The following is a 17,940-nucleotide window of genomic DNA, read 5'->3' as shown; positions in this document are numbered from 1 at the left end:
ATTTTTATTATGGGTTAACCCGTTTTAGGCAGGTTTAGCCTTAGCTGGCTTAGCTTAGTCTAATTTGATTTCCCAAACAGCTACAGAGCCTGAAATTTCATTACCGATAACTAATAACGCTTCGCCTGTTGGGCTATTATCTGCACTTACAAACTTCATGCCTTCTGGTGCTAAATCACCGGTAATATCCGCATCTTCAACTAAACCACGGTTGATAAAATAATCAACATACGATGCTTCGTAAGGGTTGGTAATATCATAAACAAAAATACCACCCATGCGTTCTAAACCAATAAAGGCATAAGTCCGCTCACCAATTTTACCTACAGTTAATGCTTCTGGTTCAGGGCCTTTTGCATCCGAGCGGGTATCGTTTGCGTTTTCGTCTTCGTTGTTATTAAAAGCCATGCCGTGGAACTGTGCTGTCATGGTTTCAAAATCATCGCCAGAATCAAAAACTAAGCTGCCATCTTCTGCAAAAATTGAGAATGAACGGGCACCATACGTATAAAAATCTTCATATTGGTTATTGATTTCACTATAACCAAGAGCTGTTGTAACAATTAAGCGACCTAAACCATCTTTACCACCACTGGCTGTAAGTAAAGCGTCTAAATCAGCACTTAAGGGTGCGATATCTTCTAAATCTTTAATGCGAGATTCTTCTAAATAAGCAAAACAGATTTCTTCATCGTCAAAATCGTACATGCCGTTAGGGTGGGCCGCTAAACATGCATCTTTATTGGCATCCTCAACTTCGCCACCAGAAAATGCAGGGTCTATATATTCGCGTGCATCACCTTCGTTGGCTGTTAATACATAGTTACGGCCATCAACTTGGTAACTTGCAACAGTGTCAGGTTGATACATACCATAAAGGTTTGAGTATGATTGTAAATTAATGCTGTCGTCTTTATCTGAAACGTCTAATTTATAGTTGTTCCAGTTTTTAAACCCTAAACCAAAAATGTTCTGTAAACTATTGTCGGTTAAATCAATCACCGCCATTGCATTGCTTTCCTGTAATGAAACAAAAGCAATCTTGTTATCTTCTGAAACAGCAATATATTCAGGTTCTAAATCTTGTTCAACTGTAGTGTCTGCATTTGGGCTGGCAAATTTAACGCCTTGGGCCTGTAGATCAGCTTTCATAGAGTTGTAACTAGCAAAACTAACGGTAATTGCGGTGTCAGCCGGAACTGCAGAGCTTACTTCAATAATTGAAACACTGCCAATTGGATCAATTTTATAATCTTGGCTAGGCTCACCTTCGTTGGCAACTAATACTTTTTTACCGTCATGAGTAAAGGTAACCATGTCAGGTAAAAAGCCAACTTCGACTGATTTAATAAAACTTGGAGCTGCACCCGATAAATCATAAAATGCGATATGACCAGCTTCACCTGTGGTTTTCGCAGCCATTGCAACGGCTAATAAATTATTATTGTCGTCAATTGCAATACTGTTAGCGTCACCGGCTACATCGTCAGACACATTAATGGTCTGTAAAATAGGCATGTTTGTATTATTTACAACACCTTCGCTGTCGGCAGTTAACGCCGCAGAATCTAAGCTGTTGGCGTCTAAAATTTCAACTGTTGCGGTATCGCCTGAACTATTTACTGCGTAGATATAACCCGTTTTTTTATGAAATGCCACAATCTCAGCAGCCCCTTCCGGTGATTCTGCATTTAATACCGAGCGACCAATTAAATTAATTGACAGCGACTGCTCTTGTGTTGCGTTATCTTGTTCTTCGTCAGTAGTGATTTCCAGAGTACAAGCAGATAGTGAAGCCACTACTGCAAGCGATAGCATAGTTTGTTTAAACATAATTGTTCTCTTGTTGTTTATTGTTAGATTTAGCGCAGCGCTTACGGTAGGGATTTTGTGTGACATTAGCGTGACGGGAATTTTAAACTGACATGTCAGTTTTATTGCAAAGGATAAGTTAAGCAAAGTTAGAGTCAGTTTTGGCTTTTTGCCTGGATTACAGGCAGACTTAATTTTGATTTTGGCGTAGAATATTGCCTCTTTTTATTTAAATGACTATAAAGACGATACCATTATGCTTGATACTTTTTTAGCTAACTTAAAACAACAACCGGCCACAGTTCAGTTTGCAGATACTATGCAAGTAATTGAAGATAATTATGTATTTACTGAAACTGAGTTTAAAAACGGCGATACAGTTAATGCAGCCGGTCAAAATAATGGATCATGTAAAGTATTTGCTTTTGCTCAAATTCATCAATTAAACCCAGAGCAGACATTAGCTTTATTTGGCGATTATTACCGTAAAGATGTACTTGAAAATCCACAAGGTGATGATCACCAGAATATTCGTAACTTTATTCAATATGGCTGGCAAGGCATTGAATTTAAAGGTCAAGCATTAACAGCCAAATAGCCTGATTTTTGTACCTGCTCTTTGTAAAAAAAAGCTAGCTTTTACAAAGAGTTAAGTTAAACAATTTCCAAACTTGTTTGTCATCTAAATCCGCTTCAATCTAAGGTGAATTTTTAATGTATGGTTTTTTTGAGCGTTTAGTTAAACCGTTTCCGCCCGAGCAACCAGAGCAGCCACCGGCTACTTTGTTTGCATTTTGCCGTCACTATACTAAAGGCATTGAAGTTCATCTTATATTAATGGCGGTATTAACTGCTGGGCTGGCGATTATTGAAGCCTCGTTAATGGGGTTTTTAGGCCAATTGGTTGATTTGTTAGCAAAATCAACACCGGATGCATTTTTTGCTGAGCAATCTACCCGGTTAATCGCCATGACAGTACTGGTCTTGGTTATTGCACCGCTTTGCATTTGGTTACATACGGTGATTGTTCACCAAACCTTGTTAGGGAATTATCCTATGATTATTCGCTGGCAGGCACATAGATATTTGTTAGGACAAAGCATTAGCTTTTTCCAAAATGATTTTGCTGGTCGGGTTGCGACTAAAGTGATGCAAACCGCATTGGCAGTACGTGAAAGCGTAATGAAACTGCTTGATGTATTTATGTATGTGATTGTTTATTTTATTAGCATGCTGGTGTTAATTGCGCAAGCTGACCCGCGCTTATTATTACCTATTTTATTATGGATGGCGGCTTACATTGGCTTACAGATTTATTATGTACCTAAATTAAAACAAGCCTCAATGGAGCAGGCCGATGCGCGCTCTGTCATGTCGGGACGGATTGTTGATAGCTATACTAATATCAATACCGTTAAGTTATTTGCCCATACTGAGCAAGAAGCCACTTATGCAAAAGATGGCATGAACGACTTTTTAAAAACGGTTTATAAACAAATGCGGATTGCAACAGGCATGATTTCATTGGTGCAAATTACCAATTATGTGCTGGCGTTTGTGGTGTGTGCGGTTTCTATCTGGCTATGGAAAGATAATTTAATTACCGTAGGCGCAATTGCAGTTGCTGTCAGTTTAGCATTAAGACTCAATGGCATGTCGCAATGGATTATGTGGGAAATCAGTGGTTTATTTGAAAATATCGGGACAGTTGCCGATGGCATGACAACGCTGGCTAAACCACGCGATGTACAAGATAAAGCGCAAGCTGAGCCATTAACCGTAGCCCAGGGCAAAATTGAATTTAAACAGGTTAAGTTTAACTATGGCGATGAGCACAGCGTATTTAACAATTTAAATTTAACCATTAAACCGGGCGAAAAAGTTGGTATAGTCGGGCGATCTGGTGCGGGTAAATCGAGTCTGGTTAACTTATTAATGCGTTTTTATGATATTAACTCGGGCCAAATTTTAATTGACGGACAAGATATTTCAGCCGTTTTACAAGAAAGCCTACGCGCACAAATTGGTATGGTGACACAAGATACATCGCTGCTTCATCGCTCAGTGCGGGAAAATATTTTATACGGTAAAAAAGACGCTACCGAAGCTGAATTATTAAGTGCCGCTAAACAAGCAGAAGCCGATGGATTTATTCAGGATTTAACCGACTTTGAAGGACGCCGAGGTTATGATGCTCAAGTGGGTGAGCGTGGGGTTAAACTCTCTGGTGGTCAGCGCCAGCGTATTGCAATCGCCCGAGTATTATTAAAAGATGCGCCAATTTTGATTTTGGATGAAGCAACATCAGCACTGGATTCAGAAGTAGAAGCGGCAATTCAGCAAAGTCTTTATCAGTTAATGGAAGGTAAAACTGTGATTGCGATTGCTCACCGTTTATCAACTATAGCGGCAATGGACAGACTGATTGTATTGGATAAAGGTGAGATTGTTGAGCAAGGGTCACATCAACAATTAATTGAGCAAGGTGGTATTTATGCTCAGCTTTGGGCACATCAAACAGGTGGTTTTATTGGTGTGGATACCGATGATTAAACTGAAAAGTAAATAAACCAAAAGCCAAACGGGTAACTCAAAAGGGTAAATACAATGGATAGACATCAAATTCGTGACTATTTATTAGCTAAACCAGAAACCATTGAAGATTTTCCGTTTGGCATTGAGGTGGCAGTATTTAAAGTGAAGCATAAAATGTTTGCGACACTTTCGGCTCAAGATGGTATTGCCAATATGAATTTAAAATGTGATCCGGCAGAAGCGCTTGCCTTGCGCGATATTTTTGCCTCAGTAAAGCCCGGTTATCACATGAATAAAAAACATTGGAATACTATTATTTTAGATGGCGGAGTGCCGGATAACGAAATTAAAAGAATGATAGATAATTCGTTTTTATTAGTTGTACAAGGCATGCCTAAAAAAGACCGAACCTCAATCGAAATCCAACTCTGATTTATGGCTAAGACAAACTCGGTTTGGTATGTTTACATGATCCGCTCAAGCGATAACTCGCTTTATACTGGGATTACAACAGATCCTAAACGCCGTTTAACTGAGCACCAGACAGATCCTAAAAAACAGGCCAAGTATTTTAAAGGGCGTCAGGCTTTGAGCATTGCTTATTTGCAAATAGCAACCAGCCGTTCAGAAGCCAGTAAACTCGAAGCTGGCTTTAAAAAACTCTCCAAGCACAAAAAAGAGCAAATCGTCGCTGAATATCAACATATCCATTTAGCTCAGTTAACGTAACTGAGCTTTAAGCGACAGTTTTCGATTGCTAATTAACCTGAATCCAAGCTATCTTATTTTCAATTTCATTATTGTCTAAAGGTTAATTATGTTTGAATGGATTTATCAGCCAGAAGCTTGGATTGCACTGGCCACTTTAATTGCATTAGAAATTGTACTGGGCATAGATAATATTATTTTTATTTCTATTCTGGTTGGGCGGCTCGAAGAAAATAAACGTAATCAGGCGCGGCGTTTAGGTTTGGGTTTAGCAATGGCAACCCGACTATTATTACTCTTTAGTTTAGTTTGGGTAATGGGGCTGGTTGAACCTTTATTTACGGTGTTTGAGCATGCTATCTCAGGACGGGACATTATTTTAATATTAGGTGGTTTGTTTTTATTAGCTAAATCCACTCATGAAATACACGCCAGTTTAGAGGTAACCGAAGAGGCTCATTCCAGCGTAGCCAAAGCTAACTTTATTTCGATATTAGTTCAAATCGCAATTTTGGATATTGTTTTTTCTCTGGACTCTGTGATTACAGCCGTTGGTTTGGTTGATCATTTATCTATCATGGTGATTGCTGTTGTTATTTCGGTCGGGGTTATGTTATTTGCGGCTAAGCCGATAGGCGAGTTTGTTGACGCTAACCCAACCATTAAAATGCTGGCACTTTCTTTTTTGATTTTAATTGGCTTTACGCTGATAGCCGAAGGCTTTGATGTGCATGTACCAAAAGGTTATATTTATTTTGCAATGGCGTTTTCGTTTATTGTTGAATTACTTAATATTAAGCTGCGCTCAAGACATGCGAAAAAAACTCAGCCAATTAAATTAGCTAAAAATATAAGTGTGGTTGACAATAAAGAATAAGCCGTGGTTGTTTAAAAACCTACAGCTATTTTTTACGAAGTTTAGCTGTAGGTTTCTTTGTTTATTTTAAGTAGGTATCTAAAAACTCGGCTATTTCTGTAAATACTTTGAGTCTATCATCGGTATTGCTTAAGTAATGGTCTGCATTAGGCAACTCAAGGTAAGACACGGTTTTATCAAAATCTTTTAGCTCATCATACATTTCTTGACTTTGCTCTACCCTGACACTTCTATCTTGCTTACCATGAATCAGTAACAAAGGAACATTAATTTGCTCTGCGTATTTTAAAGGGGAATGTTGCCAAAGTTTGCTGTAGTCATCACCAACTTGTTTTTTGACTAATTCAAAATTAGTGAAATTTTTAGACGCTCTGACCAATTGCTCTATGTCACTAATTCCGGCAAAACTAACTGCACATTGATATAATTTGGGAGATTTTATAATCCCCATCATAGCGGCATAACCGCCATAGCTAGCACCTAAAATACAGATTTTTTCTGGATCGGCAATGCTTTCTTTTATAGCCCATAATGCAGCATCTTCAACATCATCCTGCATTGCTTGCCCCCAAGCTGCTAGGCCATGCTGCATAAATTCAAAACCTCGTCCGTAAGAGCCTCTAAAATTCATTTGCACAACAGCGTATCCGCGGCTAGCTAAAAACTGACTCCAATAATCAAAGTCATTAATATTTTGTGAGATTGGTCCACCGTGAGGAAAAATAATTGTAGGCAGTGGTTTATTGTTGGTATGTTTGGGCTTAGTTAAATAACCCTCAATAACTAAATTATCACGTGCTTTATATTCAATATGTGTTTTATTTGCCAAGTTTTCGGGGTTAAGTGCAGCATATTTAGAAGATAAAAATGACAGATATTTTTCTTTTTTATCTCCAAGTAAATACATGCCAGGATGACTATTACTACTAGCATAAATCACATACTGATTTTCATTTTTACTCATACTCACTAATTTATTTTTGGTGTCTGGAAGTGCTTTGTCTATGCTGGCAAGAAACTGTTTATAACTAGAGTCCCATATATGGTTTCCTACGCCAATGACTTCACCCGTTTTATACGAGCGAACCAATTTGGTGGAAACATCATAATTAGAGTGAGCATGAACTAGAGTAAGAGGTAATTTAGGATCATTTAAATCCACTCTGAAAACGGCTGTTTTTCCTTGATGTAGCGCGCGTACATACAAAATGTTTGGTTCAATATCAAATCCAAGTGGCCAGATTTCATTTTGACTAAATGCATTAAATTCCCATAGTGTGCGGAATGAATCACTCGTTGGACTTTTTTCTAAAATTTTATAATGAGTGTCTTCTCTGTATATACCTATTCTTACATTATGTTGCTGGTCTGTAATCCAATCATGTACATGCTCTTTGGCATATTGAACGGTTTCATACCGGTTAGAGCCATTGATTGATAGTTTATATACACTTGGCTCCGTACCTGTCATTTTCCCCGGAATAGACATCAGAATATGTTCAGGTTCATCTTCTAAATAATCAACGACATCAGATAAGACATTAGAAACATAGTTTAATTGTTTTAAGAATGTACGGGTAAGGATTGGGGTAATTTTTTTATCAAAAATATTAACTTTAATAACTCTGATTTCATCCACAGGAGTGCCGTAACGGGCAGCAGGGTATTTCACTGTGATTAAAATATCTTGATTATTTAACCATTCAAAATCAAGCATAATAAACTTTTTATCATCGGTGAAAGTAACAAAACCAGAATCTTGCGCTTTAATATCCATACAATGTAGCCCAGTACCAGTAACACCTTGATCATTGATGCTAACAAATTGAGCAACATATTTTCCGTCTGGTGAAATTCGTACGTTGGTTACATCTGGTTTACTGGCAAAGGCTGAAATTGGAATTTGAGCTGAGTGTGAGTTAAATGAAATTAGGGTAAATAAAAGTAGAATTAGAGGGTGGCAAAAAATCTTCATCCTGAAGCTTCCTGTATTATTTTTATTATTAATCAATTAGTAAAAATAACACTATGTTTTAATTTTAAATTTTTTGCAACTTAATTTAAATTTTATATTAACCTTTTCTGCGCTCGTGAATTTTAGGTTCTTGGCCGGCTAATAGACGTTTAATATTAGGCAGGTGGCGTATCAAAATTAAAATAGTGAGCATAATAACCGCAAAGGTATATTTAGGTTTTAGCCAATAAACATAAAGTGGCGCTAAACTCACCGCAACAATAGAGGCTAAAGAAGAATATTTAAATTTATAAGCGATAATCGCCCAAGTTAAAATCAATAGTCCGCCTAACTCTAAGCCAATTGGTAATAACGCACCAAAGGCAGTCGCCACAGCTTTACCACCTTTAAATTTATAATAAATCGGGAATATATGGCCTAAACAACAAGCAATAGCGATAAAGCCAAGCTCAATTGGTTGGATGTGTAAAAAGTAAGATCCCCATAAAGGAATAACCGCTTTAAAAATGTCAAAAAGCAAGGTAAACAGCGCAGCTTTCCAGCCTGAAACCCGGTACATATTTGTTGCACCCGGATTACCTGAACCTAGTTTAGTTGGGTCACCTGTTTGAAAAATACGCTGCGCAATTCGTGCTCCTGACAAAGAGCCCATCAAATAGCTTACAGTGATGAGAACAAACAGCATTATTGACATAGATTGAGTTTTTTCCGTTTAAAAAACAAGGTAAACTGCCTTGTTAAAAAAGAGCTTACCTTATATTTGAATATAATTCATTATTCTTATGCTCCAAAATAATTGATGACAGGGTAAATGAACATGGATATTGTTTTTATTCATGATTTTGAGCTAACCACCCAAATTGGTGTGTTTGCTTGGGAACATCACATAGAACAAAAACTCATTTTAGATTTAGATTTAGCATGGCCAAACCAGCCGCCAGCCCAAACCGATGATATTCATTTAGCGTTAGACTACAGTGCAGTGGTTGAGTTTATTCAAATATTTGCATCCAGCCGCCAGTTTGAACTGCTTGAAACCTTTGCTGAAGAACTTGCCGCATTGTTAATTAAAAAATTTAATATTGAGTACATTAAACTTAAAATCAGAAAACCCGGTGCGATTAAAAATGCGGTTGTTGGTGTGCAAATTGAACGGAGAAAAGCTTAAATGCCGCAAATAGCCGTTAGTTTAGGGAGTAACGTAAACCCTGAGTTTCATTTAAAAACAGCCATTTTTTTATTGCGTCCGTTTTTTAAGCAACTGTTGATTTCGCCTGTGTATGAAACTGAGCCAGTGGCTTTTGGTGGCCAAAACTTTTTAAATATTGTATTTGGTGGCGAAGTAGAACTGAATTTAGAGCAAACTTTAAGTTTATTAAAAGCAATTGAAAAACAATACCAACGTAATCGACAAAAACAGAATAAAACACAAATAACACTCGACTTAGATCTCCTTTTTTATGATGATTTAGTATGTCAGCAGCCGGTGGTTTTACCCAGAGCAGAAATTTTAAATAATGCGTTTGTTTTGAAACCTTTGGCCGATGTTTATGCTGATAAAAATCACCCGCAAAATGGCCAGAGTTATGCGCAGCTTTGGCAGAATTTTAACAACCCAAATCAAAAATTTTGGAAAATAGATTTTAATTGGAATAATAAATGAGCATATTGGAAATTGTCGTTTTAGCTTTATTACAGGGCTTTACTGAGTTTTTACCTATTTCAAGTTCTGCACACTTAATTTTACCGTCACAAATTTTAGGCTGGCAGGATCAAGGTTTAGCGTTTGACGTTGCGGTACATATTGGATCGCTGGCTGCGGTTTTAATTTATTTTAGAAAAGACGTAGTTGAAATTTTATCTGCTTGGTTTAAAAGCTTAGCCACCAAACAACAAACCGAAAATAGCCAGTTAGCTTGGTGGATTATTATTGCCACCATTCCTGCTTTAGTTTTTGGCTTAATTTTTAAAGATATTATTGAAGAATATGCCCGTTCTAGCTTAGTCATCGCCACCACAACCATAGTATTTGGTTTATTACTTTGGTGGGCTGATGCCAAAGCTAAACAAAATCTGGATATGAAAATGTTAGGCTGGAAAAAAGCCTTATTTATCGGTTTTGCGCAAGCAATTGCGATGATCCCAGGTACATCACGCTCAGGTATTACCATTACTGCGGGTTTAATGTTAGGTTTAAACCGAGTGGCAGCCGCCAGATTTTCATTTTTAATGTCGATTCCGATTATTTTAATTGCCGGTGGTTATGAAACCCTTAAATTGGTTTCATCTAACGAAATAGTAGACTGGAGCGCAATTGGCTTAGGCACATTGTTATCTTTTATTAGTGCGTATACTTGTATTTATTTCTTTTTAGCATTAATTGAAAAAATGGGCATGTTGCCATTTGTTATTTATCGTTTAATTTTAGGCGCAGGCTTATTTTATTTTGTACTGGCTTAGTGAGCCGAGCTTTGGAAGAGTGGTATAAATACAGCAGTGAGTCACCCTGTTAACTGCTGGTTTGAATTGTAGGGCGGTTTAGCTGCAAAGCAGCGTAAGCCGCCAAATTAAACCGCTTTTTAATCTAGCTCTATTTCGCCATAAATGGCGACCTACTAATCGCATCTGATTTATATTTAATAGTTTATCTGGTCTATTTTTAAAGTTATTACCAAAAACAAACCTATTTCTTGCTTTGTTTGTTACAAAGTCCGCTTAGGTTAGGACGAACGAAGTGAATCCCAACAATTTATTTAACACTATCAATGTTAGAATTCAGGCTCACCCCAAGCATAACAATGGATTGTTTGAGCCGACTAAATAAACCAAGCGTTGGTTTAGTCTTCTAATCTACGGGTAAATACGGGCTTATCTGCTTTGGATAAATCTGGTGCGTATTGATAGCCGCCTAAATCAAACTTTAATAAGTCAGCTTGCTTTTTTACTTTGTTTTCTATGATGTATCGCGCCATTAAACCGCGCGCTTTTTTGGCATAAAAGCTAATGATTTTATATTGGCCGTTTTTCCAGTCTTTAAACTCTGGGGTAATTAAAGTGGCGTTAAGCGCTTTTGGTTTAACCGATTTAAAATATTCATTAGAGGCCAGATTAACTAAATAGTCAGTCTGAATCTCGCTGAGTTGCTGGTTTAGTTTTTGAGTAATTATCTCACCCCAAAACTGATATAGGTTATCACCACGCTCATTTTTAAGTTTAGTGCCCATTTCTAAGCGGTAAGCCATCATTAAATCTAACGGTTTTAATACACCGTATAAGCCAGACAAAATGCGTAAATGTTGCTGGGCGTAATCTATTTGCGATTTAGTCAATTCAGTTGCATTCAAACCAGTATAAACATCACCATTAAATGCAAATAAAGCTTGTTTGGCGTTATCTAAATTAAAATCTGGCTGCCAGTCGGCAAATCGGGCGGCATTTAAACCAGCTAATTTATCGCTGATTTTCATCAGCGATGATAAATCGGCAGGGGTTAGTTGTTTGCACACTTTAACCAACTCTTGACTCTGTTCAAGTAACTCCGGCTGCGTATATTGTTTGGTTGGCGCAGAAGTTTCGTAATCTAAGTTTTTTGCAGGTGAAATAACAACTAACATTTTTATCCTCGGTTAAATTTGAGTGATATCTACGTGTAAATCTAATGTTTGACCCGGTTGCAGATATTTACGGCGATTGATTTTATTCCAGCTTTCTATATCGCTAATGCTAACATTAAATTTTTGCGCAATGCGAGCTAATGAATCGCCTTTTCGCACCTTATATTTTACTTTTCGGGTGGTTTCGCCTTGAGCAAAACCAATTGAATCGCTGTTATCTTGTTTTATGACTAAGGTTTGGCCGGGATAAATTGCCTGATTAGAAGCCAAGTTGTTCCATTTAACAATATCTTTTACAGAGACATTATATTTTTTGCTGATCTCCCAAAAATTGTCGCCAGATTGCACAATGTATTCAATTTCGGTCGGGGTTGCTTTAGCAATCGTTTGTGGTGAGCCTTGGGCGGCAACTTGAGCAATTTGTTGATTGCTGGCGCCTTGTCCGGGGATCATTAAAAACTTACCGGCTCTAATATTATTGCCTTTAATTTTGTTGGCTTTGCGGATCACTTCAACCGTTGTTTTATGCTTTTGGGCAATTAAACTTAAACTGTCGCCGCTTTTAATTTTATAACGGGTCCAAGTCACTAATTGCTCTGGTGGCAGGTTTTTAACTTTTTCGGCCAGTAACTCTGCTTTTTCAATGGGTAATAAAAACCTATGTGGACCTTCTGGGGCTGTTGCCCAGTGGTTGTAGCCCGGGTTTAAGGCTTTTAATTCATCTACTGGAATATCAATTAGTTTGGCAGCTAATGACAGATCTATTTGGTGATCAATTTCTACTACATCGAGCGTTTGTACATTGGGAATGCTGTATAGCTCTAAATCAAATTTATGTGGCTGTCTGATAATATCGGCCAGCGCTAATAATTTAGGCACATAAGCATCTGTTTCTCGCGGGAGTTCGAGTGACCAGTAGTCAATATTTTCACCAGCGCGATAATTTTTTTGAATCGCACGCGCAACTCGACCTTCGCCAGAGTTATAGGCTGCTAAAGCATGTAGCCAGTTACCGTCAAATTGTTTATTGAGCCTTTCTAAATAATCTAATGCCGCTTTGGTTGCTGCAACAATGTCACGTCTGCCGTCGTACCACCAGTTTTGGGCTAACCCAAAATGCAGCGCTGTGCCGGGCACAAATTGCCATAAACCAGAAGCATTTACATGGGAGTGGGCGTAAGGGTCAAATGCGCTTTCAACAATTGGCAATAATGCCAGTTCCATTGGTAATCCGCGTTTTTCGATTTCTTCTACTATATAGTATAAAAAAGGCTCAGCACGTTTAGCGACTCGGTTTAAATAAGCAGGATGTTTGGCATACCATGCACGCTGAATTTGTAAGCGTCGGTTTTCTGGGATCTTAAAATTGAGTTGAGCCTGAATGCGCTTCCAAACATCACCATAAATTTGGCTATTGTCTTCGTCAGATAAATTAAGCGGCTCGCTGCTAGTCACATCAATAATACTGCTCAGGTTTTGAGGATTCACTTCAGCCGCAATAAAGTTATTTTGAATTTCTTTATTGTTTAATTTTGCTGATGACTGGTCACTTTGTTGTTCTTTTGATAATTGCTGACAGCCCATCAGTATTGAGCATGCAATAAACGCAATTGCTTTTTTATGCATAACAAACCTTAAATAGAGTTTGGATAAATCGGTAAAAACTGCGCGAAATGGTACTGATTACTGCTCATTAAAGCAATTAAAAGCAGTCCTGTAGAGGTTAAAACTTGTCTTTTAATGCTCTGAGTGCGGCAAATGTCTCAATTGGATTTTGAAGCGGCTGCTTGCTTTGTAGTCGAATTTGCTCAACCAGCTTATGATTGTTACAACGTAAAAAAGGATTTATTTGTTTTTCTAACGCTAGGGTGGTTGGCAGAGTTATTTTATTTTGCGCACGCAATTGATTTACGTTGTACTGATATTGAATTAATTGCTGATTGGTTGGTTCAACACTAATTGCAAAGCGAATATTGGCTTGTGTATATTCGTGGGTGCAATATATTTTAATATTGTCTGGCAGGGTTAAGAGTTTATTTAAGCTGCTGCTGTATAGCTCTGGAGTGCCTTCAAACATACGGCCGCAACCTGCCGAAAATAAAGTATCGCCGCAAAATAACCATTGTTGATTAAAATAAACAATGTGATCGAGTGTATGTCCGGGTGTATGCCAAATATCCAGTGTGAGCTGAAGTGCTTGAATGTTAATGGTGTCGCCATCAATAAGGGGTTTGTCTATCGCTTTAAATGGGCTGTTGGCCGGTCCATATACAGTGATTGCTGGAAAACACTTTTTTATTTCGGTTACGCCTTGAGTATGATCCCAGTGATGATGGGTAATTAAAATAGCAACGGGTGATAAAGCTGGGTTTTGAGCTAAAAACGTTTGCACTGCACCAGCATCGCCGGGATCAACAAAAACGCAATATTTTGAGTTGTGGATCACCCAAATATAATTATCTTCAAAGGCTTTTAATGCAATAACTTGATTCATAACTGATTTAATTTAATATCTGTTGATAGGATAAATTGTACTTAAATTGAATACTTGATGAAACCTGCATTGCAAGATCTACAATTAGAATCACCGCTTAACTGGCAACAATTGCCGCAGGGTAAATTTGTGCAAAAGCAAATTGAACGCCATTTAAACCCTTGGTGGCCGCAGGTATTTGGTTATCATTTATTAAAAGTGGGTGCTTTAAGCTCTGAAATCAATACCAGTGTTTGTCCAATTAAACATCAAATCAATTTAGCTGGGGTGAGTGGTGATAAACAAGGCATTATTGCGGATATACATCATTTACCTTTTAGAGAAAATTCTGTAGATGCTGTATTGCTGGCGCATACATTAGATTTTACTCATGATCCACATCAGGTATTGCGCGAAGCGCACAGAGCGGTTTTAGCCAACGGTTATATTTTTATTACTGGGTTTAATCCATTTAGTTTAACTGGGTTATTTAGGTTTTTTCCTAAATTAAAACATTCGCCTATTGCCCAATCTCGCTTTTTTAATCCTAACCGAATACGCGACTGGTTAAATCTATTAGGGTGTGAAGTTGTTGCCGATCAAAGATTTATTTATGGCTCTTTATCTAAACAGCCGAGTAATTATACTAAGCGCTGGATCCCGGGGATCACCCACCAGTATTTATCCCATTTTGGCGCTGTTTATTTATTAGTGGCGCGTAAACGGGAGTTACCGCTTACGCCAACTAAAGCAAAATGGAAAGTGAAACCTAAATTACAGCCGGTTGGGCAGGGCGTTAGAATCAGAAGCGGAATTCGCTCAAGTACCAGTTTTAAATAACCCTGGCTGGATTTATAAATAACCTGAGCTGCATATAAGAAAATTTGCCCAACGGACTATTTTTCCGCCTCTCATCGTTATTTTTCTGACTAATAGCTCGCTATTAGGTACAGAAAAATGCCTTGATAGACAAAAAATTATCCTCGTTGGAACGTAAAATAAGCTTGATTTGGCATTATTTAATCTAATTATTGAGAAGTTTACTTCAACATTTCTCATACGCACCTCAGGTTAAATAATCGAATATTTAAGCCTGATAGCCGCTATCTTCAAGTAAGTTATCACTGCTGGCTGCATTGCGAGCTAGTACATCGCAACGTTCGTTTTCTGCATGTCCTGCATGGCCTTTAACCCAGCGCCACTCAACCTCATGGCGCTGAGTTTGTTGATCTAGCCTTTGCCATAAATCTATATTTTTTACCGGTTTTTTATCTGCAGTTTTCCAGCCCTTTTTTTTCCAGTTAAAAATCCACTGGGTGATGCCATTTTTTACGTATTGACTGTCTGTGGTTAAAATTACCTTGCATTTTGCATTAAGTGTTTCTAAACCTGCAATAGCAGCCAGTAGCTCCATGCGGTTATTCGTAGTTAATTTATAGCCCTGACTAAGCTCTTTTTCGTGTTTGCCGTAACGTAAAACTGCACCATATCCGCCAGCTCCGGGGTTGCCTAAGCATGAACCGTCAGTGTAAAGTTCGACTGTTTTCATTTTAAATCCTAGTTTGCAGTATCACTGTGTTAAAATAAGGATAGTATACCCAGATTCCAGATTTTATTTGGGTATTGATTGATTTTATTTACAATTTTTTGGATAAATTGAGTTATGTCACGACAAATCGTATTGGATACAGAAACCACGGGGATGAACCAAAGTGGTGGCCCTGTTTATTTAGGTCATCGGATTATTGAGATTGGTTGTGTTGAAATTATTAACCGAAAACTGACCGGTAATCATTTTCATGTTTATGTTAAACCTGACCGAAGTGTAGACCCAGAAGCGATAGAAGTTCACGGTATTACCGATGAAATGTTGGCAGATAAACCTGCGTTTTCACAAATTTCAGATGATTTTATAGAGTTTATTAAAGGTGCAGAGCTGGTGATTCATAATGCGCCGTTTGATGTTGGCTTTATGGATTATGAATTTGAAAAATTAGGATTAAGCTTAAAAACAACTGATATTTGCCGGATCACCGATACTTTGGCTATGGCTAGAGAAATATTTCCGGGTAAGCGTAATAACTTGGATGTATTGTGTGACCGCTACGGAATAGATAATTCTCACCGTACGCTGCATGGCGCTTTGCTGGATTCTGAAATTTTAGCCGATGTTTACCTGTTAATGACAGGTGGACAAACCGCGCTAAATTTAACTGCAGAAACTGGTGACAGCAAAGATGTTGGTAAAATTATTCGTTTAGATCAAGACAGAAAACCACTAAAGGTTTTAGCTGCAACTGCCGATGAAATAGAAGCACATCAGGCAAGGCTTGATTTAATTGAAAAAAGCGCCGGGAATTGTTTATGGCGTAGTTAAACTTTTAGCACTTTTGAAGGCAGGTATGAAACTTATTTTAAAGCCATTTTATTTTTTAATATTACTTGTTTTCACAAGCCCTGCTTTATTGGCTCAGCAACAAATTATAAATTCCCAGCCAGTGCTGAGCCAAGCTCTTATTACTCAAGCAACCTCTGATATTCCGGCAGAAGATTCACAGCAAAATCAAACTAAACAAACCTTAGGCCCACTGGATGTTATTAGTTTAATTGGTTCCCCCGAGCACCTTACCGGCATTCAATTAATCGAAAACCGCTTTCGGATTGATCATTATGTTGACGAAATTGTCATGGTGTTTTTTCGTAAATATGGTTCGGCTCCCGTTATTTTAATTCGTCCCGATGGCAGTAAACTTTATGCGCCCACTATAGATGAAAGCGAAGGCCAGTGGTATGACGATCTAACTTACGATATGGTTAGGCTTAAAAACCCTATGGTCGGGCCGTGGCAAGTGGTTGGGCGGATCGATAGTAATAGTAAAATTATGGTGCTGTCAGATATTCAATTGCAAGCACAGCCTTTTCCTGAGTTAATGTTTTCTGGTGAAATTATTAAACTAACAGCTTCTTTACTTAATGCCGGTAAGCCGGTTGAATATGCTGATTTTAGTGATGTGGTATCGCTTGATGTAACATTTGCCAGCACCAATAATAATGAGTATGAAAATTTTGCTGCCGATGCAGTGAAAGTCGCTCAATTTAAAGATGACGGGCAGGGATTTGATAAAAAAAGAAAAGATAGCATTTTTACCGGTGAGTTCAGATTAAATATTGCCTCTGGTGAATGGTTGCCAAGTTTATTTTTGGACTTAGGGTTGTTTAATCGGGAACTGACACTCAATCCTGTTGTATTACAGCCAAATCCGTTTGATTTACAAATTGAATCAGCTTTAGAAGACAATCAGCTGCATAATCTTAAAATCACCCCAAATACAGATTTAATCGACTTTTCAACATTTGCATTTAGCGGTGAAGTTTTTTATCCGACCGGTGAGTCTCAGCGCTTTGCTATCTCAGAAGATAGTGAACCAGAAAAACACTTTATGTTATTTAACTATGGTGCAGGCACATACAAAATTAAATTATCGGCTTTTGGTAAAGATATTAACGGACGAGATTTAATGATTCATGTCCCTGAGTTTACCTTTAATATCGCGCCTATTGTGGTAGAGCCTGAACCTATCGTTGATCTGGAAGCTCAATTAGCACAGCAAAATATGCAAAGTTTGCCTGAAGCAGAGCCTGAGCCTGAAATGTCTGCGGGTCAGATAACTTTGATTGTTGTATTAGGGAATTTGACTGTTTTTATTTTGGCGTTTGTCTTCATTAAATTCGGTTTTATGGCAAAAACACCGTTTTGGAAAAAAATCAGCTTTAATAAACTGAAATTTAAATCTAAGAAAAAAGCAGATAAAACGACTCCCGCTGAGGAGAAAAATACAGAAGTGAATGATTTTTCATCAGAAACTGATGATATTATCGACTTGACCTTGCCAGAAGAAACTTAATTTCACTTTTTTTAAAAAAGCTGTTGACTCTACCCCATTCA

At 37.9% G+C, this 17,940-nt stretch carries 18 protein-coding genes; 11 read left to right on the top strand and 7 right to left on the bottom strand.

The window, feature by feature from the left end:
- Positions 1–54: 54 nt before the first annotated feature.
- Positions 55–1,833, bottom strand: a complete 1,779-nt coding sequence (locus N7931_RS04400; RefSeq protein WP_262792198.1) for a choice-of-anchor I family protein — start codon at positions 1,831–1,833, stop codon at positions 55–57.
- A 235-nt stretch (positions 1,834–2,068) separates the two neighbouring features.
- Between N7931_RS04400 and N7931_RS04395 the strand changes: the two genes are divergently transcribed.
- From N7931_RS04395 to N7931_RS04375, 5 genes are all read left to right on the top strand, one after another.
- Positions 2,069–2,410, top strand: coding sequence for a HopJ type III effector protein (locus N7931_RS04395; RefSeq protein WP_262792197.1), 342 nt, complete (start codon positions 2,069–2,071; stop codon positions 2,408–2,410).
- Between the two features lie 116 nt (positions 2,411–2,526).
- Complete coding sequence (locus N7931_RS04390; RefSeq protein WP_262792196.1) at positions 2,527–4,365, top strand: ABC transporter ATP-binding protein; 1,839 nt, start codon at positions 2,527–2,529, stop codon at positions 4,363–4,365.
- 54 nt (positions 4,366–4,419) lie between these two features.
- Positions 4,420–4,779 (top strand): MmcQ/YjbR family DNA-binding protein, encoded by a 360-nt coding sequence (locus N7931_RS04385; protein ID WP_262792195.1) that lies wholly within the window; start codon positions 4,420–4,422, stop codon positions 4,777–4,779.
- A 3-nt stretch (positions 4,780–4,782) separates the two neighbouring features.
- On the top strand, positions 4,783–5,076 hold the full coding sequence (locus N7931_RS04380; protein WP_262792194.1) for a GIY-YIG nuclease family protein: 294 nt from the start codon (positions 4,783–4,785) through the stop codon (positions 5,074–5,076).
- Positions 5,077–5,164: 88 nt separating this feature from the next.
- The gene (locus N7931_RS04375; protein ID WP_262792193.1) at positions 5,165–5,932 is read left to right on the top strand and encodes a TerC family protein; all 768 of its coding nucleotides are present in this window, start codon (positions 5,165–5,167) and stop codon (positions 5,930–5,932) included.
- A gap of 61 nt (positions 5,933–5,993) precedes the next feature.
- Here N7931_RS04375 and N7931_RS04370 read toward each other — a convergent pair whose 3' ends face one another.
- The gene (locus N7931_RS04370) at positions 5,994–7,907 is read right to left on the bottom strand and encodes an alpha/beta hydrolase family protein (RefSeq protein ID WP_262792191.1); all 1,914 of its coding nucleotides are present in this window, start codon (positions 7,905–7,907) and stop codon (positions 5,994–5,996) included.
- Positions 7,908–8,004: 97 nt separating this feature from the next.
- Positions 8,005–8,595: a glycerol-3-phosphate 1-O-acyltransferase PlsY gene (plsY, locus tag N7931_RS04365; protein WP_410369332.1), complete on the bottom strand. Its 591-nt coding sequence runs from the start codon at positions 8,593–8,595 to the stop codon at positions 8,005–8,007.
- Between the two features lie 129 nt (positions 8,596–8,724).
- Here plsY and folB point away from each other — a divergent pair, with 129 nt between their 5' ends.
- From folB to N7931_RS04350, 3 genes are read left to right on the top strand one after another with little or no spacing between them, the layout of a single operon-like run.
- Positions 8,725–9,075, top strand: a complete 351-nt coding sequence (gene folB, locus N7931_RS04360; protein WP_262792189.1) for a dihydroneopterin aldolase — start codon at positions 8,725–8,727, stop codon at positions 9,073–9,075.
- On the top strand, positions 9,076–9,570 hold the full coding sequence (gene folK, locus N7931_RS04355) for a 2-amino-4-hydroxy-6-hydroxymethyldihydropteridine diphosphokinase (protein WP_262792187.1): 495 nt from the start codon (positions 9,076–9,078) through the stop codon (positions 9,568–9,570).
- Entirely contained in the window at positions 9,567–10,367 is an 801-nt protein-coding gene (locus N7931_RS04350; protein WP_262792185.1) for an undecaprenyl-diphosphate phosphatase, read from the top strand. Before folK ends, N7931_RS04350 begins: the two co-directional genes overlap by 4 nt.
- Positions 10,368–10,744: 377 nt before the next feature.
- Here N7931_RS04350 and yaaA read toward each other — a convergent pair whose 3' ends face one another.
- The 3 genes from yaaA to gloB all read right to left on the bottom strand — a co-directional run bounded on the left by yaaA (position 10,745) and on the right by gloB (position 14,015).
- The gene (gene yaaA / locus N7931_RS04345; RefSeq protein WP_262792184.1) at positions 10,745–11,521 is read right to left on the bottom strand and encodes a peroxide stress protein YaaA; all 777 of its coding nucleotides are present in this window, start codon (positions 11,519–11,521) and stop codon (positions 10,745–10,747) included.
- Positions 11,522–11,533: 12 nt separating this feature from the next.
- Positions 11,534–13,147 carry a LysM peptidoglycan-binding domain-containing protein gene (locus N7931_RS04340; protein WP_262792182.1) on the bottom strand — a complete coding sequence of 538 codons (1,614 nt, stop codon included), beginning with the start codon at positions 13,145–13,147 and terminating at the stop codon, positions 11,534–11,536.
- A gap of 97 nt (positions 13,148–13,244) precedes the next feature.
- Positions 13,245–14,015: a hydroxyacylglutathione hydrolase gene (gloB, locus tag N7931_RS04335; protein WP_262792180.1), complete on the bottom strand. Its 771-nt coding sequence runs from the start codon at positions 14,013–14,015 to the stop codon at positions 13,245–13,247.
- 57 nt (positions 14,016–14,072) lie between these two features.
- Between gloB and N7931_RS04330 the strand changes: the two genes are divergently transcribed.
- Positions 14,073–14,834, top strand: a complete 762-nt coding sequence (locus N7931_RS04330) for a class I SAM-dependent methyltransferase (RefSeq protein ID WP_262792179.1) — start codon at positions 14,073–14,075, stop codon at positions 14,832–14,834.
- 247 nt (positions 14,835–15,081) lie between these two features.
- Here N7931_RS04330 and rnhA read toward each other — a convergent pair whose 3' ends face one another.
- Complete coding sequence (rnhA, locus tag N7931_RS04325; RefSeq protein ID WP_262792178.1) at positions 15,082–15,543, bottom strand: ribonuclease HI; 462 nt, start codon at positions 15,541–15,543, stop codon at positions 15,082–15,084.
- A gap of 114 nt (positions 15,544–15,657) precedes the next feature.
- Here rnhA and dnaQ point away from each other — a divergent pair, with 114 nt between their 5' ends.
- On the top strand, positions 15,658–16,371 hold the full coding sequence (dnaQ, locus tag N7931_RS04320) for a DNA polymerase III subunit epsilon (protein WP_262792177.1): 714 nt from the start codon (positions 15,658–15,660) through the stop codon (positions 16,369–16,371).
- Positions 16,372–16,396: 25 nt separating this feature from the next.
- On the top strand, positions 16,397–17,899 hold the full coding sequence (locus N7931_RS04315) for a TIGR03503 family protein (protein WP_262792175.1): 1,503 nt from the start codon (positions 16,397–16,399) through the stop codon (positions 17,897–17,899).
- The last annotated feature ends 41 nt before the right edge of the window (positions 17,900–17,940 follow it).

The organism is Catenovulum sp. 2E275, from assembly GCF_025515275.1.
Classification (GTDB): Bacteria; Pseudomonadota; Gammaproteobacteria; order Enterobacterales; family Alteromonadaceae; genus Catenovulum.
This window is presented reverse-complemented; position numbering and strand designations above follow the sequence as displayed.

Coding starts and splice junctions, on each gene's coding strand:
- folB (WP_262792189.1), top strand. CDS start 8,725: ATGGATATTGTTTTTATTCATGATTTTGAGCTAACCACCCAAATTGGT.
- N7931_RS04390 (WP_262792196.1), top strand. CDS start 2,527: ATGTATGGTTTTTTTGAGCGTTTAGTTAAACCGTTTCCGCCCGAGCAA.
- N7931_RS04330 (WP_262792179.1), top strand. CDS start 14,073: ATGAAACCTGCATTGCAAGATCTACAATTAGAATCACCGCTTAACTGG.
- N7931_RS04350 (WP_262792185.1), top strand. CDS start 9,567: ATGAGCATATTGGAAATTGTCGTTTTAGCTTTATTACAGGGCTTTACT.
- gloB (WP_262792180.1), bottom strand. CDS start 14,015: ATGAATCAAGTTATTGCATTAAAAGCCTTTGAAGATAATTATATTTGG.
- yaaA (WP_262792184.1), bottom strand. CDS start 11,521: ATGTTAGTTGTTATTTCACCTGCAAAAAACTTAGATTACGAAACTTCT.
- dnaQ (WP_262792177.1), top strand. CDS start 15,658: ATGTCACGACAAATCGTATTGGATACAGAAACCACGGGGATGAACCAA.
- N7931_RS04370 (WP_262792191.1), bottom strand. CDS start 7,907: ATGAAGATTTTTTGCCACCCTCTAATTCTACTTTTATTTACCCTAATT.
- N7931_RS04340 (WP_262792182.1), bottom strand. CDS start 13,147: ATGCATAAAAAAGCAATTGCGTTTATTGCATGCTCAATACTGATGGGC.
- N7931_RS04395 (WP_262792197.1), top strand. CDS start 2,069: ATGCTTGATACTTTTTTAGCTAACTTAAAACAACAACCGGCCACAGTT.
- N7931_RS04380 (WP_262792194.1), top strand. CDS start 4,783: ATGGCTAAGACAAACTCGGTTTGGTATGTTTACATGATCCGCTCAAGC.
- N7931_RS04375 (WP_262792193.1), top strand. CDS start 5,165: ATGTTTGAATGGATTTATCAGCCAGAAGCTTGGATTGCACTGGCCACT.
- folK (WP_262792187.1), top strand. CDS start 9,076: ATGCCGCAAATAGCCGTTAGTTTAGGGAGTAACGTAAACCCTGAGTTT.
- rnhA (WP_262792178.1), bottom strand. CDS start 15,543: ATGAAAACAGTCGAACTTTACACTGACGGTTCATGCTTAGGCAACCCC.
- N7931_RS04400 (WP_262792198.1), bottom strand. CDS start 1,833: ATGTTTAAACAAACTATGCTATCGCTTGCAGTAGTGGCTTCACTATCT.
- N7931_RS04385 (WP_262792195.1), top strand. CDS start 4,420: ATGGATAGACATCAAATTCGTGACTATTTATTAGCTAAACCAGAAACC.
- N7931_RS04315 (WP_262792175.1), top strand. CDS start 16,397: ATGAAACTTATTTTAAAGCCATTTTATTTTTTAATATTACTTGTTTTC.